We start from the raw sequence: 14,695 nt of genomic DNA, 5'->3' as shown, positions 1-14,695 counted from the left end.
GACCACCACCCGGCACGTAACCGTTGCTACGAAGCCATTCGGCCGTGACTGTGGTCGGATTGGTAGCAATCAGCACAGTACGCTCTGTCCATGCTCTGGCGGCCCTGCGGCGAGCACGCCGCCCTGCTCGACTGCGACTCACTCGCGCAGATGACCGCCGCCCGCGCCACGGTCGAGGCCGCCGTCGTCGACGGGATCGCCGACCTCGTGCCCGGGGCCCGCAGCCTGCTGGTGGTGTCGGAGCCCGGGTCACCCGCGCTCAAGTCGGTGCGGGAGCTGCTCGACGGCGCTGATCTCACGCACCCGCCCGCTGGGTCGGCGCGTGAGGTCACGCTGGACGTGCACTACGACGGCGAGGACCTGTCGCTCGTGGCGCGCGATGCCGGGGTCTCCGAGGCCGACGTCGTCGAGCTGCACACCGAAGCCCAGTACACCGTCGCGTTCACCGGCTTCGCGCCCGGTTTCGGCTACCTGACCGGGCTGCCGGACGCACTGCGGCAACCCCGGCTCGAGTCCCCGCGCACGAAGGTCCCCGCCGGGTCCGTGGGCATCGGCGGAGAGTTCACCGGCGTCTACCCGCGCGAGTCACCCGGCGGCTGGCGGCTGCTCGGGCACACCGACGCGACGCTGTTCGACCCGGCCGCCGAGCGGCCCGCACTGTTCGCGCCCGGCGACCGCGTGCGCTTCCGGAGCGTGTGATGCGCGCGCTGGAGATCGTCCACACGGGACCGCTCGCGCTGGTGCAGGATCTCGGCCGGCCCGGTTACGCACACCTCGGCGTGCCCCCTTCCGGTGCCCTCGACGCCGCTGCCCTGCGCCTCGGCAACCGCCTGGTCGGCAACCCCGAGGATGCGGCCGGGATCGAAGCGTTGCTGGGCGGGCTTGCCGTGCGGGCGACGGCGCCGTGCACGGTCGCCGTGACCGGACCCCTCGTGCCGGTGCAGGTGGACGACCGGCAGGTCGGTTCCCACTCGGCCGTCTCGCTACGGGAGGGGCAAACGCTTGCGCTCGGCCGCCCGTCGGCCGGTTTGCGCAGCTACCTGGCGGTTTCGGGCGGGATCGCCGTCGAGCCGGTGCTGGGCAGCCGCTCGCGGGACGTCCTGTCGGGCATCGGGCCGGAACCGCTGGAAGACTGCGTTTCGCTGCCACTCGGCCCGGTCACCGGCGTGCCGGCGGGAGCCGACGTGGTGATCGCCCCCACGGCACCCGATCGGCTCGTCGTGCCCGTGATCCTCGGCCCGCGCGACGACTGGTTCACCGACCTCGTCGAAGGCCTCGGCGCGTGGTGGACGGTGACGCCACAGTCCAACCGCGTCGGCCTGCGCCTCGACGGCCCACCGCTGCGGCGCGCGAACACCGCCGAGCTGCCCAGCGAGGGCCTGCTGACCGGCGCGATCCAGGTCCCGCCGAGCGGCTTGCCCGTCGTTTTCCTCGCCGACCACCCCACGACCGGCGGCTACCCGGTGGCCGCCGTGGTGAGACGTGGGTCACTCGGCGCACTCGCACAGGCACGCCCTGGAACCTCTGTGCGGTTCCGCTCGTCTTGATCCGGTCATGCCGACGCGGATGCCGAGCGGCTCACCGTGCGCAGCAGCGGGACGCCGGCGCCTCGGCGGGCTGCCACGTCGGCGCTGAACTCACCGAGCCAGCCGATGGCGTCCAGTGACCATTCGATCAACGTGCCCTGGAAACCCACGCGGTACCGCGGCGGACCGGACCAGACCGCGTCGGGCAGAGGTGGCGGCACCGGGGCCAGATCGATCCGCGACTCGCATCGAAAGACGTCGTGGGCGAAGTCGACCAAGGATTGGTGCAGGTGTTGCGCCGTGTGAAGGACGACCGGATCCTGTCCGCTCTCCACGGTGATGTTGCACCGGCGTCCAGAACGGCTGCACGGGACCAAGCCCGACCTGAAACCAGGTGACCAGCGACGACTCCGGTGCGGCCAAAGGATGTTCCCGGCCGGCGTCATTCATTTCCCCGGCAGGCCGCGGGAACCCTGCTCCACCCCCGGTCGGGCCGTGTCGCTTGCCAACAAATTCCTCGTTGCTGATCGGGTCCGCTGATTGCGCAGTTCACGTCGGCCTTGCGCTCGAACACCGGCCTTCACCAACACGCCGTGGTGAGACGCGGGTCACTCGGCGCACTCGCGCAGGCACACCCTGGAACCTCTGTGCGGTTCCGCTCGTCTTGATGAGCGTGGAACGGGTAACGGTCACGGGTGGGACAGGTGTCCTGGAGCTGAACAGGGTCCTCGAACGGAACGGTGGCGTGCAGGTGGAGCTGCCGCAGTCCTTGCGAATCGCGCTGGCCACGGGCCAGCTGCGGCGTCCGTTGGCCGAGACGCTGCGTGACCTGCTGGCTCTGCTCGTCGACGGGTGTTACCAGGTCGACGGCCCCGCCCGACTCGACACCGACGAGCCCCTCGTGCCCACCGCGACCTGGCCACCCGACGACGAAGCGCGCGTCGCCTACTACCGCACCGCGATCCGGACCGGCCACCGTCCCGTGGCCGTCGTGCTGTCGGGCACCCGGCCGTTGATCCTGGTCGGGCACCACAAGATCGCCGCCTACGAGGCCGAAGGCGTCCGCGCGTCCGCCGTGGTGATCAGCGAGGCACCGGCTCAGTACTCGCCTTCGTAGGCCGCCACCAGCTCGCGGTGCAGCTCCGCCGAGTCGGGCAAGGCGGTGCCGTCCAGCGTGTGCACGCGGGTGACGAGCCGGACCGACGACGCGAGGAACACCCCATCGGCCGTCGCCAGGTCGGCGGCCGAGAACGGCTCCACCTTCACCGTCCAGCCCGCCTTCTCCGCACCGCGGAACAGCGCCGCCTGCGTGGTGCCCGGCAGGATCCCGACCGTGGACGGCGGCGTGTAGAGCGTGCGCTCGCGGGCCAGCACGACCGTGGACGTCGGGCCTTCCAGCACGGAACCGTCGGCAGCGGTGAAGATCACATCCTGTGCGCCCCGACGGCCGGCCTCGCGCAGGGCGGCCATGTTCACGGCGTAGGAAACGGTCTTCGCGCCCAACAGCAGCCACGGCGCGCGCTCGGCGACCTCGGGTCCGAAGCCGCGCTCCAGCGTCACCGCGGCGACGCCCTCGGCGCGGGCGCGGCGCACCTTCTCGTCGATCTCCATGCCGATGGCGAACGCGGTCGGCGTGCCGGCCGGATCACCGTCGACACCCCGCGTGTACACGAGTTTCAACGCGATTTCCCGACCACCGGCCCAGTTGTCGATCACGGCGCGGGCCGCCGTCTCGAAGGCGGCGAGGTCGGGCGCCGGCAGCTCCAGCATCGCCGCGGAGCGGGCGAGTCGGTCGAGGTGCGGACGCAGTTCCCGCGGTTTTTTGTCAGCCACGAGGATGGTCTCGAACACCCCGTCTCCGCGCAGCAATCCGAGGTCGTCCACACGAATGTGGGCGGCTTCGGGGTCGGCCAGGGTTCCATCGAGGAAGGCGAGGACGCGCATAGTGTCACGGTACTCACCTAGTCTTGTGGTTATGGCCTACCGCTCGCCGTTGCTCGAAGCCCCCCGCGCGATCGCCGCGCCTGACGGACACCCCGAGTCGGGAGTTCCGTGGCACTGGGGCGATCCGTTCGCCGAGCAGCGCACCGCCGCCCGCGGCGTGGTCGTGATCGACCGCTCGCACCGCGAAGTGCTGGCTGTTTCAGGCGAAGAACGCTTGAGCTGGCTGCACCTCGTGATCTCCCAGCACGTGACGGAGCTGCCCGAAGGGTCCGGCACCGAAGCCCTCGTGCTCGACAGCCAGGGCCACGTCGACACGCACTTCGTGCTGGCGCACCTCGACGGCACCGTCTGGCTCGACAGCGACCCCGGCCCCGTCGCGACGAGCGCGCTGCCCAAGGGCGGCAAGCAGACGTTGCGTGAATACCTCGAGGCGATGAAGTTCTGGTCGAAGGTCGAGATCCTCGACGCCACAACGGAACTCGCCGTCCTCACCGTGCTCGGGCCCGAGGCCGAACGCGTACTGACGGCGGTGGGTGTGGAGGTCGGTACCGAGCCGTATTCCGTGTCGGAGTTGCCCGGCGGTGGTTTCGCGCGCCGCATGCCGTGGCCGTCCCGGTCCAGTGTGGACCTTCTCGTGCCGCGTGAAGAGCTCGCGACGTGGTGGCAGCGCCTCACCGACGCGGGTGCGCGCCCGGCCGGCAGCTGGACGTTCGAAGCGCTGCGCGTGGAATCGCGGCACCCGCGGGTCGGCGTGGACACCGACGACCGCACCATCCCGCACGAGGTCGGCTGGATCGGCAGCGCCGCCCACGTGGCGAAGGGCTGCTACCGCGGCCAGGAGACCGTCGCGAAGGTGCACAACGTCGGGCGCCCGCCGCGCTACCTCGCGCTGCTGCATCTCGACGGTTCACCCGAGATCACGCCCGAAACAGGTGACCCGGTGCGCCTGGGCGAACGTGTGGTGGGCCGCGTGGGCACCGTCGTGCAGCACCACGAGCTCGGCCCCATCGCGCTGGCCCTGGTCAAGCGCTCCGTGCCCGCAGGCGCGGAACTGCTGGCCGGACTGGGGAAAGACGACGCGGCCGAGAACTCTGAAAACAACACTGACCGCATCGTTCAGGCCATCGTGGACCCCGACTCCGTGCCGGGTGAGCACGCCGCCCCTGGTCGGGAGGCCGCGCAACGGTTGCGGGGCTGAAGCGAACCCGGCGGTAGCATTGTCGGGGAATCTAGAGCAGGATGTGCCCGTGATCGAAGTGCGTCCCGGTGGGCGACGGCGGATCGACCGCGTCCTCGCCCCGGGATACCTCACCGGACTCGGCGACCTGCCGCTGCCGGTGCTGCGCGAACGCCGTGACGAGGCCGCGCAGGAGGAGACCGACCTCTCGTACCTGCGCCGGCTGCTGCACGCGCGGATCGACATCGTGCGCGCGGAACAGCAGCGCCGGTCGTCCGGTGGCGTCAACAGCATCGTCGACCAGTTAGCCATGATCCTTGCCGACAACGCGCTCGGCCCCGCCACCGGTTCCGGGCGCCACCAGCAGCTCGAACCCTCGCGCGCCGGCGAGCACCGCCGCCACGCCGAGGCGCTGATCGGCGACACGGACCTCACCGACGTCGGCACGCTCTCCGACGGCAAGCTCGCCTCCGCGCTCGACACCTACGCCACCGAGGAGTCTTCGGTGTCCACGTTCCGGCGCCAGGTGCAAGGCGTGATGGACACCCTCAACGCCGAGATCGCCGCCCGCTACCAGCGCGGCTCTGCGACCGTCGACGAGCTGCTCGACTCCGAACTGGGACGCACCGAAGAGTGACAGAACCGGTTCTCGTCGAGGTCGAGCGGTCCGGCCTCGTGGAAAGCGTGCACCGCGGTTCGCTCGTGATCACGGCCCCGGACGGCAGCGTGATCCACGAGGTCGGCGACGTGATGAGTCCGGTGTTCCCGCGCTCGTCCACCAAACCCCTGCAGGGCGTCGGCATGCTGCGCGCCGGCCTGGACTACGACGGCGCGGACCTCGCGCTGGCCTGCGGTTCCCACTCCGGCGAACCCGGTCACGTCGAGCGCGTCGCGGCGATGCTCGCGGCGGCCGGCCTCGACGAGTCGGCGCTGGCCTGCCCGCCCGCGTACCCGCTGCACGAGCCGACGATGTACGCGGCGACCGAGCCGCTGCGCGTCACGATGAACTGCTCCGGCAAGCACGCCGGGATGCTCGCCACCTGCGTCGCCGCGGGCTGGCCGACCGACGGCTACGAGCAGCCGGGCCACCCGTTGCAGAAGGCGCTCGCCGACACCGTGGTGGAGCTGACCGGGGAACCGATCGCCACCACCGGCGTCGACGGCTGCGGTGCGCCGCTGTTCGCCTACTCGCTCACCGGCCTGGCGCGGGCGTTCGGCCGGTTGGTGCAGGCTTCGGCGGGGTCCGAAGAACTGCGCGTGGCCGACGCCATGCGCGCGCACCCGTGGCTGGTCGCCGGCACGGACCGGGAGGACACCGCGCTGATGGGCGCGGTGCCAGGCCTGCTGTCGAAGATCGGCGCCGAGGGCGTGCTGGCGTTCGCGCTGGCCGACGGCACGGCGGTGGCGCTGAAGATGTCGGACGGCGCGAAGCGCGGCTGCGCGCCGCTGGCCGTGGCCGTGCTCGCGCACCTGGGCGTGGACGTCTCCGACCTCGAAGCCCTCGCGAACCCGCCCGTGCTCGGTGGTGGCCGGCCCGTGGGCCGGCTGCTCGTCAGTTGGAGCGCTCCCTAGCCGCGAGGTCGCCCCAGAACTCGCGCAGCTCGGAGAACAGCTCGGCCAGCTCCTCGACGTTGCCGGTGCGCAGGGCCTCGAGGATGTCGTGAACCTCCTCGGCCGTGGTGTCGGACTCGAGGATCGCATCGGCGAACAGTTGCACCAGGCCGCCGTAGTCCAGTTCCACTACGGAGTCCGGGTCGAAGCTCTCCAGCCACTGGCGCGTCTGCGACAGCACGCGGCCCGGACCGGAGTCGCCGAACGCGGCCTCGATCAGCTCGCCGGCCTCGGCCGCGCGGGTCAGCGCGTCGGACATCGACATGCGCCACGACAGCTCGCGCACCGGATCGTCCTGGCCGGAGCCGAGGACGAGCTTGCGCTCGTCGGGGTCGACGAGGACGAACCACGGCAGCGGCACGGTCCAGGTGGTGGTGAGCGTGTGGGCGGCGGCCGTGGTCAGGTCGGTCATCGCGGCCTTCGTGTGCGAGCGGGCGCGGTCGGCTGAGACCCCGCCGGCGTCGAGCACGGCGTTCTTCAACGCCGGGGTCGCGTCGCCGAGGAACGTCACCAGCGCGGCGGCCGCGCGGGCGCGCAGTTCGAGCGGGCAGACGAACGGGCCGGTGCCGGGGTGGCCGGCCGGCACCTCCGCCGGGTCGAGCACGAGGACGTCGGTCAGCAAGCTCGGCGCGGGCCGGCCGTCGGCGAGCTCCGCGGGCAGCAACCGGGCGGGCGCGGCAGCCTGTGACTTGAGCCACACAGCCTGCTCGCGTTCGCCGATCGCGGCCCGGCGCAGCTTCGCCGCGGCGACCGCTTCACGCAGGCGGTCGTCGGGCGGGTCACCGAGCGCGAGCAGGGGTTCGTACACCCTCAGATACGCCACGAAGGGACGGAGCACCTGAGCATCGTGGCACGCCCACCTGCGCGGATCACCCCCGACAGGCCGGTAACCGGCGTCCGGCGGACACTGTCGCCACCGGCACACCGTGCCACGTCGCATCGAACCCCCGGGACACGGTACGGTGTGACCAGGAAAGAACTGTCGAGACGATGCGGGGCCGCCGATTCCCCCGGCCGCCCCGCCCCTGTGCGAGGGGGTCGAGCCATGGGGCGCGGCCGGGCTAAGGCCAAGCAGACGAAGGTGGCGCGCGAGCTCAAGTACAGCTCCCACGACACCGATTTCGATGCTTTGCAGCGCGAGCTGTCAAGTGATTCCTCGCCCAGCAACGGGCACGAGGACGACAACCGGTACGAGGACCCGTACGACGACGGGTACGACGAATACCGGCGTTGAGCAGACGCGATACGCGAGGGTGGAGTCCGGGCACGGCCCGGCACCACCCTCGCGCGTCGCGTGCTGCCCATTTTCTGTGCCTGCGTGACGAAGGAGCTAGCCGGTGACAGACATTCAGCGAGTCGGCGTGGTGGGTGCCGGGCAGATGGGCTCGGGCATCGCCGAGGTGCACGCCAAGTCGGGTTTCGACGTGGTGATCACCGAGGTCAGCCAGCCTGCTCTCGACGCCGGCAAGGCGCGCATCGAGAGGTCGCTGCAGCGGGGCGTGAAGAACGGCAAGCTGTCGGCCGAGGACGCCGACGCGGCGCTGGGTCGGCTGCGCTTCACCACGGAGCTGGCCGAGTTGGCCGACCGTGACCTCGTGATCGAGGCGATCCTCGAGCAGGAGCAGGCCAAGGTCGACGTGTTCGGGCAGCTCGACAAGATCGTCTCGCGGGAAGATGCGATCTTCGCGTCCAATACCTCGTCGATCCCGATCGTGAAGATCGCCATGGCCACGAACCGGCCACAGCAGGTCGTGGGCATCCACTTCTTCAACCCCGTGCCGGTGCTGCCGCTGGTGGAGCTGGTCCCGTCGCTGCTCACGGGCGACGACACGGCCCGCCGCGCCGAGGAGCACGCCGGGGCGCTGGGCAAGACGGTGATCCGCGCCCAGGATCGCGCCGGCTTCATCGTCAACTCGCTGCTGGTGCCCTACCTGCTCTCGGCGATCCGCATGGTCGAGTCCGGCTTCGCCACCGCCGAGGACATCGACCGCGGCATGGAGCTCGGCACCGCCCACCCGATGGGCCCGCTGCGCCTGTCGGACCTCATCGGCCTCGACACGGTGAAGGCCATCGCGGACTCGATGTACGACGAGTTCAAGGAGCCCCTCTACGCGGCCCCGCCGCTCCTGCTGCGCATGGTCGACGCGGGCCTGATGGGCAAGAAGTCCGGTCGGGGCTTCTACACCTACTGATTTTCGACGGGCTCGACGAGGCCGGGCGTTCGCTCAGGGCCGGGTGAACGCCGCTCGCCGAGCCGCTCGGCGCAGGATCGTGAGGATGGCCGGGCCCAGGACCAGGATCGCGACGAGGTTGGTGATCGCGCGGCCCGTGTCCCAGCCGAGCGTGGACGTCAGCACGGTGAAGACGAGGAACCGGTGCAGGTTGGCGCCCAGCGGCGCACCCGGCACGAAGTCCAAAGCCGACGTGCCCGCCAGGAACGGCCAGGTGAACATGCTCATCGCGAGCCCGTAGAAGTACGCGGCCACCACACCGTAGGCGGCGAGCAGCGCGATTTCCCAGCGGCCGCGCACGCCCCGCGGGAGCAACCCCGCACCCAGGCCGACCAGTGAAGACGCGAGCATCTGGAACGGCAGCCACGGCCCGACGCCGCCCGTGAGCAGCGCGGACGCGAAGAGCGAGGTCGCGCCCAGCACGAAGCCGAAGCCCGGGCCGAAAACGCGGCCGGCGAGCACGAGCAGGAAGAACACCAGCTCGATGCCGCCCGTGCCGGCGCCGAGCGGCCGCAGCGCCGCGTCGACGGCGGACAGGACGCCGAGCAGGGCCAGGGCCTTCGCGTCGAGACCGCCGCTGGAAAGTTCGGCGAGCACGATCAGGATCAGCACCGGCAGCGTCGCCATGAAGATGAACGGCGCGTCGGCGGTGTGGCCCGAAGGCGGCGTGGACACGAAGAGCGGCCAGCAGAACATTGCCAGGCCGAGTGCCACGGCAACCACGAGCACGGCGGCGGTTCGCAGCCGGATCCGCACGGCCGGGCCGAGGAAGTCGGTCACCTCAGCGCCTGCTCGACCTCGGCGACCGTCAGCCATTCCTGCGGCGCCAGGACCTTCGCGACCTGCGGTGCGAACGCCGGGGACGACACGACGACGTCGGAGGTCGGGCCGTCGGCCACGACCTCGCCTTCGGCCAGCACCACCACGCGGTGCGCGGCCACGGCGACGAATTCGACGTCGTGCGTGGCCAGCAGGATCGCGTGACCTTCGGCCGCCAACGCGGCCAGCACCGAGGCGAAGTGGCGCTTCGCGGGATAGTCCAGGCCGCGCGTGGGCTCGTCGAGCAGGACGACGGGCGGCGCGGCCGCCAGCTGCACGGCCAGCACGAGCGCGAGCCGCTGTCCTTCCGAGAGGTCACGAGGGTTCGCATCCGCGGAGACATCCGAAACCAGCCGGTCCAGCAACGCCCGGGCCGTGCCCGCGGCGGCGCCCGATTCGACGTCCGCCTGCCGGCACTCGGCGGCCACGGAGTCGAGGTACAGCAGGTCGGACGGCGTCTGCGGCACCAGACCGACACGCGACCGCGCCGCCCGCGGCCGCACCGAAGCCGGGTCCGCCCCCAGCACGTCGACGGTTCCACCCGAGCGCGGCCCACTGCCCTGCAGCGCCCACAGGAGCGAAGACTTGCCGGACCCGTTGCGCCCCATCAGCGCAACGACCTCGCCCCGGCCCAGCCGCAGGTCCACCCCACGCACGGCCATTACGCCCCCGTAGCGCACCTGCACCCCCTGCGCGGTGAGCGCGTCCTCCGTAGGCACGCCGGCCGCGGCAGGGCGGGTCACCGACGAGAGCCGCTCCCGCAACGGCCCGGCCCGCCGCCGCGCGTCCCGCACCGAGAGCGGCAGCGGCGACCACCCCGCGAAGCGGCCGAGCTCCACGATCGGCGGCGCCACGTCGGCGTCCGCGACCACCTCCGCCGGCGGTCCGGACCGCACGGAACCGTCGCCGGGCAGGTAAAGCAGCCGGTCGGCGTACTGCGCCACGCGCTCCATCCGGTGCTCCGCGACGACGACCGTCGTGCCGAGGTCGTGGACCAGCCGCGTGATCGCGGCCAGCACCTCCTCGGCGGCCGTCGGGTCGAGGGCGGACGTCGGCTCGTCCAGCACGAGCACGCGCGGGTGCGCCGTGAGCACGGACCCGATCGCCACGCGCTGCTGCTGGCCGCCCGAAAGCGTCCGAAGTGGACGGTCGCGCAGCTCGGCGATGCCCAGGAGGTCGAGCGTCTCCTCGACGCGCTTGCGCATCACGTCGGGCGCCACGGCCAGCTGCTCCATCGCGTATGCGAGCTCTTCCTCGACGGTGTCCGTGACGAACCCGGCGAGCGGGTCCTGCCCCACGACGCCGACCACCGAGGCCAGCTCACGCGGCAGGTGCGTGGCTGTGTCCAGGCCGTCGACGAGCACGCGCCCGGCCAGGGTCCCGCCGGTGAAGTGGGGCACGAGCCCGTTGATGGCGCCGAGAAAAGTCGACTTGCCGACCCCCGTGCGCCCGGCCACGAGGCACAGCTCGCCTTCCTCCACCACGAGGTCGACGCCGCGCAGCACCGGCGAGGAAGCTCCGTCGTAGGTGACGGTGACCTGTGAAAACTCGATCATCGAGCCACCTCGGCGACGGGCAGTGGCCGCGGCGCGAGCCAGGCCGGCAACGCCGCGATCAACACGGCCAACGCCGGCAGCAAGGGCAACGTCGGCCAGCTCGGCGGGCTCACCGACGTGGCCAGCTGCGCCGGCGAGGAAGCCAGCAGCAGCCCCGCCGACGCGACCCCACACAGCACCACCAACGTCTCCGGCAGCCGCCACGGATCAGGCCGGTACGCCGTCCGCCGGATCCGCCGTCCGCCCAGCACGAACCCGGCGGACGCCACGGCCAAGCCCGCCACCAGCATGGGCACGCCGAGCCAGCTCGACGACCCGTCGAGCACCCCGTACACCCCGACGGCGACCCCGAACAGCCCCGCGAGCACGCAGGTCGCGATCAGCACCCGCACGCGCGGCGCGAGGTAGCCACGCCGGCCGTAGCCGCGCGAGTCCATGGCCGCCGCCAGCAGGAGCGAGCGGTCCATCGCGTCGGCGAGCACCGGCACGAAAACCCCCTTCACGAACCTCAGCCCCCGGCCGCGCGCCGCCCGCAGCCGTCGCGCGCGCCGCACCCGCTGCACGCTCTCCACCAGCTGGGGCGCGACCGAAAGCGCCACCGTGACGGCCGTGCTGACCTCGGCCAACGCGCCGGGCACGGCCTTGAGCAGGCGTTTCGGGTTGGCCAGCGCGTTGGCGGCGCCGACGCAGAGCACGATCGTGGCCAGCCGCAGCCCGTCGTAAAAGCCGCCGAGCAGCTCCTCCGCCGACGTCGGCCCCAGCAGCTCGATCCCGGCGGCCGCGGCGGGCAGCGGGATCGTCGGCAGCGTGAAGAGCACGTGGCCGCCGTCCTCGCCGCCGCTGAGGATGCGGAACAGCACGCGCGACACCACGATCACGCCCGCGACCAGCGCGTACACCCGAAAAGCCAGCGCCCACGGCGCGTCGCCCCGGCGGTTCACCACCACGAACCCGGCCACGGCGATCACCAGCGCGAGCAGCAGCGGGTTGGTGGTGCGGCTGGCGGCGACGGCGAGCGCGAGCGCCCACACCCACCACGCGCCCGGGTGCAGAGCCCGCGCGTTACCGGGCAGCACGCCTGCGCCGCAGCCCGACGACCACACCCGCGACGACGAGCACCGCGATCACGACGAGCCCGATCACCAGGCTCCACGGGAAACCGCTGCCGCCGGAATCCGTGGCCGCGGCCGCGGGCGCAGGCACGTTGGCCTTCCGCACCGGCGCCACCCGCGGCGGCGGGTAGTCCTGGAAGGACTTCTTGTGCGCGAACGACCAGCCCTCGAAGCTCCCCGCCGGCGGCTTCCAGCCCTGCACGCCGACCTGGCTCGAAGCCCACTTGCCACCGTCGGTCGCCGTCCAGAAGCTCCACGACGCGCTCTCCGGCGGCATCCCCGAGCACGACTGGTCGGCCGGTTTGCCCTCGATCTTGCAGATCAGCGCGAGGCCGTACTTGCCGACGCCCGCGATGTCGAGGCCCGCGTTCTGCATGGCCGCCACGCCGTCGGCCTGCGGCCCGGGCGCGCAGCGGATCAGGGTGTCGCCACCGAGGTCCTGGAAGTCGACGACCACCGTCACGCCCGTGGCGTCGGGGCAGTACCCCGCGGCGCCCTTGCCGGGCACGGTCGCGGTGGCGGGACTCGCACCGGACAGACCGGCGGTGACCAGGAGCGCGGCCACGGCAAGGAGCCGGGCAGAAAAGACAGGGAACAACCGCATCGTTGATGAACCTCGCATCGAATCGGACCACGGCGGGCGATCCGGCTCACGGCCGCACGGGCGGCCGCTCACGGTTGCGGGTCAGCGCCGGATTCCCACCGGCTTCCCCCGATCGTGGTGTACAGCTGACCGACGTTAACCCACCGGAGGTACCCGCCGGAAGCGGCGCCGGACACACTTACACTGCCGGGCGTGGACGTCGGACAGCTGCGCATCGGCCTCGTCGGAACCGGTCCCTGGGCGACCACGGTGCACGCGCCGGGCCTGACCGAACACCCCGGCACCGAGCTCACCGCCGTGTGGGCGCGCCGCATCACCAGCGCCCGTCCGCTGGCCGAGGCCCACGGAGCCGTCGGCACCGACGACCTCGACGAGCTGTTCTCGCTGGTCGACGCCCTCGCCTTCGCCGTGCCGCCCGCCGTGCAGGCGGAGATCGCGACGCGCGCGGCCGAGGCCGGCAAGCACCTGATCCTCGAGAAGCCGATCGCCGCCGACCTGGCGAGCGCCCAGCGGCTGGCCGACGCCGTGGACAAAGCCGGCGTCGCGTCGCTCGTGATGCTCACGCTGCGGTTCTCCCAGCAGACGCGCGAGTGGCTCGACGGCCTCGCCGCCTCGGGCGGCTGGCGCGGCGGTGGCGCGCGCTGGCTGTCGGGCGCGCTGCTCGGCGGGCAGTACTCGACCTCGGCCTGGCGCCTCGACGCGGCCGGTGGCGCGCTCGCCGACATCGGCCCGCACGCGTTCGACCTGCTCGACGCCGCCCTCGGCCGCATCACCGACGTGCTCGCGGCTCACCGTGGCCCCGACGACCTGTGGCAGCTGATGTTCGCCCACGAGGGCGGCGCCACGAGCACCGCGACGCTGTCGCTGCGACTGCCGGTTCAGCCGAGCGTGGTCGAGGTCGCGGTCTACGGCGAGCACGGCTACCGGACGCTCGGTCGCAAACCGGGCACCGCCGGGGAGTCCTACACGGCACTGCTGGACGACTTCGCGGCCATGGTCGCGAGTGGCACGACCACGCATCCGTGCGACGTCCACCGTGGCCTGCACCTGTCCGCGCTCATCGGGAAGGCGCGCGAGCTCGCCGGGTAGTACACAGGCTCGAACCCTTGATTTCCGTTGTGAAACAAGGCTTTTCACCAAGTCGGCGAAATCCTTCCACAGGGTTGTCCACAGCATCCACTATGGACGGTCCGCGCCTCGACCGAACCACGGGAAGCCGTTTCGCGCCACCGGAAAGATCACCGAATAGTGCGGCCCGCTGAGCATGCCGACTCGAACCGGCAATGCGAAGGTTGATCTTGGGAGGGCGGGAAGAAGCAGTTCAGAGGGGTTCGAGAAGGGAAGCGCATGGGCGCCTTGCTGCGCGCTTTCTGGGGGATCATCCCGATCACGGCCATCGCGTTGCCGTACGCGCTGCTCTGCTGGCCCTTGCTCGCCGCGCGGAGGCGGCGAAGAAGCAGCATCAGCCTCGGCCACGCGTCGGCGACCGCGGCCGTCGACGTGACGGCGGTGACGATCGGCGCGCTCGTGCTCTGCCTGGTCATCATGCCCGTCGGCGCCGCTTCGGGGAGCACCCTCGATCTCGTGCCCGGTGCCGACCTCGCCGCCGCGCTGTCCGACGACGGATCGCTTTGGCAAGTCGTCGGCAACCTGCTTCTCCTGTGCCCGCTGGGCGCGCTCGTGCCGCTGCGCCTGCGCCGGCTGCGGTCGATCAGCCGGATCACGCTCACCGCCTTGAGCGCGTCCGTGCTGGTGGAGGTCACGCAGTTCCTCATCCACAGCGGCCGCGTGACCTCGACCGACGACGTGCTGCTCAACACCATCGGCGCCACGCTCGGTGCCGCCCTGACCCGCCGCGGCTGGCGCTACTTCGACGTGGTGCCCGTGGTCGCGATCCCGCAGCAGGTGCGGCGGACCGTCTGCAACGCGCCTGTCCGCCTGCGCGTGCCGCGTTCGGTGTGGGACACGCGCTACGCCGGGATCGGCCACCGCGAACGGCGCTGAGTTAAATCGGTTGCCCCAGCTGGGACACTGGAAGCTCTCGGATCTTCGGACGAAGGAACGCCTATGTTTGCTGCCGCTGCTCGCGACGGCCGAGGTCAAGCCTGACGCGAG

Annotated in this window: 17 protein-coding genes and 1 riboswitch; of the genes, 10 read left to right on the top strand and 7 right to left on the bottom strand. The window is 71.7% G+C overall.

Features of this window, described 5'->3' with window-relative positions:
* Positions 1 to 90: 90 nt before the first annotated feature.
* Together pxpB and AB0383_RS10690 are read left to right on the top strand one after the other, a co-directional pair.
* A complete protein-coding gene (gene pxpB, locus AB0383_RS10695; protein ID WP_364169980.1) occupies positions 91 to 699 on the top strand; it encodes a 5-oxoprolinase subunit PxpB in 609 nt (202 codons plus the stop codon).
* Positions 699 to 1,547, top strand: coding sequence for a biotin-dependent carboxyltransferase family protein (locus tag AB0383_RS10690; protein WP_364169977.1), 849 nt, complete (start codon positions 699 to 701; stop codon positions 1,545 to 1,547). The genes pxpB and AB0383_RS10690 overlap by 1 nt, the downstream gene beginning before the upstream one ends.
* Positions 1,548 to 1,552: 5 nt before the next feature.
* Here AB0383_RS10690 and AB0383_RS10685 read toward each other — a convergent pair whose 3' ends face one another.
* The gene (locus AB0383_RS10685; protein WP_364169976.1) at positions 1,553 to 1,861 is read right to left on the bottom strand and encodes a hypothetical protein; all 309 of its coding nucleotides are present in this window, start codon (positions 1,859 to 1,861) and stop codon (positions 1,553 to 1,555) included.
* 338 nt (positions 1,862 to 2,199) lie between these two features.
* On the opposite strand from AB0383_RS10685, the gene AB0383_RS10680 reads away from it, so the two are divergent.
* On the top strand, positions 2,200 to 2,643 hold the full coding sequence (locus tag AB0383_RS10680) for a hypothetical protein (RefSeq protein WP_364170725.1): 444 nt from the start codon (positions 2,200 to 2,202) through the stop codon (positions 2,641 to 2,643).
* Here the strand turns inward: AB0383_RS10680 and AB0383_RS10675 are convergent.
* Positions 2,625 to 3,470 (bottom strand): aminodeoxychorismate lyase, encoded by an 846-nt coding sequence (locus AB0383_RS10675; protein WP_364169973.1) that lies wholly within the window; start codon positions 3,468 to 3,470, stop codon positions 2,625 to 2,627. The genes AB0383_RS10680 and AB0383_RS10675 overlap by 19 nt on opposite strands.
* 31 nt (positions 3,471 to 3,501) lie before the next feature.
* Here AB0383_RS10675 and AB0383_RS10670 point away from each other — a divergent pair, with 31 nt between their 5' ends.
* From AB0383_RS10670 to AB0383_RS10660, 3 genes are read left to right on the top strand one after another with little or no spacing between them, the layout of a single operon-like run.
* On the top strand, positions 3,502 to 4,668 hold the full coding sequence (locus tag AB0383_RS10670) for a folate-binding protein (protein ID WP_364169972.1): 1,167 nt from the start codon (positions 3,502 to 3,504) through the stop codon (positions 4,666 to 4,668).
* 49 nt (positions 4,669 to 4,717) lie between these two features.
* Complete coding sequence (locus AB0383_RS10665; RefSeq protein WP_366186578.1) at positions 4,718 to 5,284, top strand: aerial mycelium formation protein; 567 nt, start codon at positions 4,718 to 4,720, stop codon at positions 5,282 to 5,284.
* Positions 5,281 to 6,219, top strand: coding sequence for an asparaginase (locus AB0383_RS10660; RefSeq protein ID WP_366186576.1), 939 nt, complete (start codon positions 5,281 to 5,283; stop codon positions 6,217 to 6,219). Before AB0383_RS10665 ends, AB0383_RS10660 begins: the two co-directional genes overlap by 4 nt.
* On the opposite strand, the gene AB0383_RS10655 is transcribed toward AB0383_RS10660, so the two are convergent.
* Positions 6,200 to 7,096, bottom strand: a complete 897-nt coding sequence (locus AB0383_RS10655; protein WP_364169964.1) for a hypothetical protein — start codon at positions 7,094 to 7,096, stop codon at positions 6,200 to 6,202. The genes AB0383_RS10660 and AB0383_RS10655 overlap by 20 nt on opposite strands.
* Before the next feature lie 207 nt (positions 7,097 to 7,303).
* Between AB0383_RS10655 and AB0383_RS10650 the strand changes: the two genes are divergently transcribed.
* Both AB0383_RS10650 and AB0383_RS10645 read left to right on the top strand, forming a co-directional pair.
* The gene (locus AB0383_RS10650) at positions 7,304 to 7,492 is read left to right on the top strand and encodes a DUF3073 domain-containing protein (protein WP_364169961.1); all 189 of its coding nucleotides are present in this window, start codon (positions 7,304 to 7,306) and stop codon (positions 7,490 to 7,492) included.
* A gap of 103 nt (positions 7,493 to 7,595) precedes the next feature.
* Complete coding sequence (locus AB0383_RS10645) at positions 7,596 to 8,450, top strand: 3-hydroxybutyryl-CoA dehydrogenase (RefSeq protein WP_364169958.1); 855 nt, start codon at positions 7,596 to 7,598, stop codon at positions 8,448 to 8,450.
* A gap of 33 nt (positions 8,451 to 8,483) precedes the next feature.
* On the opposite strand, the gene AB0383_RS10640 is transcribed toward AB0383_RS10645, so the two are convergent.
* From AB0383_RS10640 to AB0383_RS10625, 4 genes are read right to left on the bottom strand one after another with little or no spacing between them, the layout of a single operon-like run.
* Entirely contained in the window at positions 8,484 to 9,269 is a 786-nt protein-coding gene (locus AB0383_RS10640; protein ID WP_366186573.1) for an ECF transporter S component, read from the bottom strand.
* The gene (locus tag AB0383_RS10635; RefSeq protein WP_366186571.1) at positions 9,266 to 10,864 is read right to left on the bottom strand and encodes an ATP-binding cassette domain-containing protein; all 1,599 of its coding nucleotides are present in this window, start codon (positions 10,862 to 10,864) and stop codon (positions 9,266 to 9,268) included. Before AB0383_RS10635 ends, AB0383_RS10640 begins: the two co-directional genes overlap by 4 nt.
* The gene (locus AB0383_RS10630; protein WP_364170723.1) at positions 10,861 to 11,937 is read right to left on the bottom strand and encodes a CbiQ family ECF transporter T component; all 1,077 of its coding nucleotides are present in this window, start codon (positions 11,935 to 11,937) and stop codon (positions 10,861 to 10,863) included. Before AB0383_RS10630 ends, AB0383_RS10635 begins: the two co-directional genes overlap by 4 nt.
* Positions 11,927 to 12,541, bottom strand: a complete 615-nt coding sequence (locus AB0383_RS10625) for a hypothetical protein (protein WP_366186569.1) — start codon at positions 12,539 to 12,541, stop codon at positions 11,927 to 11,929. The genes AB0383_RS10630 and AB0383_RS10625 overlap by 11 nt, the downstream gene beginning before the upstream one ends.
* 52 nt (positions 12,542 to 12,593) lie before the next feature.
* A riboswitch (cobalamin riboswitch) is annotated at positions 12,594 to 12,729 on the bottom strand.
* Between the two features lie 43 nt (positions 12,730 to 12,772).
* Here AB0383_RS10625 and AB0383_RS10620 point away from each other — a divergent pair.
* Both AB0383_RS10620 and AB0383_RS10615 read left to right on the top strand, forming a co-directional pair.
* Entirely contained in the window at positions 12,773 to 13,669 is an 897-nt protein-coding gene (locus AB0383_RS10620) for a Gfo/Idh/MocA family oxidoreductase (RefSeq protein WP_366186567.1), read from the top strand.
* A gap of 258 nt (positions 13,670 to 13,927) precedes the next feature.
* Entirely contained in the window at positions 13,928 to 14,584 is a 657-nt protein-coding gene (locus tag AB0383_RS10615) for a VanZ family protein (protein WP_366186565.1), read from the top strand.
* The last annotated feature ends 111 nt before the right edge of the window (positions 14,585 to 14,695 follow it).

This window comes from Amycolatopsis sp. NPDC051373, from assembly GCF_040689465.1.
In the GTDB taxonomy this organism is placed as follows: domain Bacteria; phylum Actinomycetota; class Actinomycetes; order Mycobacteriales; family Pseudonocardiaceae; genus Amycolatopsis.
Note: the sequence above shows the minus strand (reverse complement) of the source record. Positions and strands in the feature narration are given on the sequence as shown.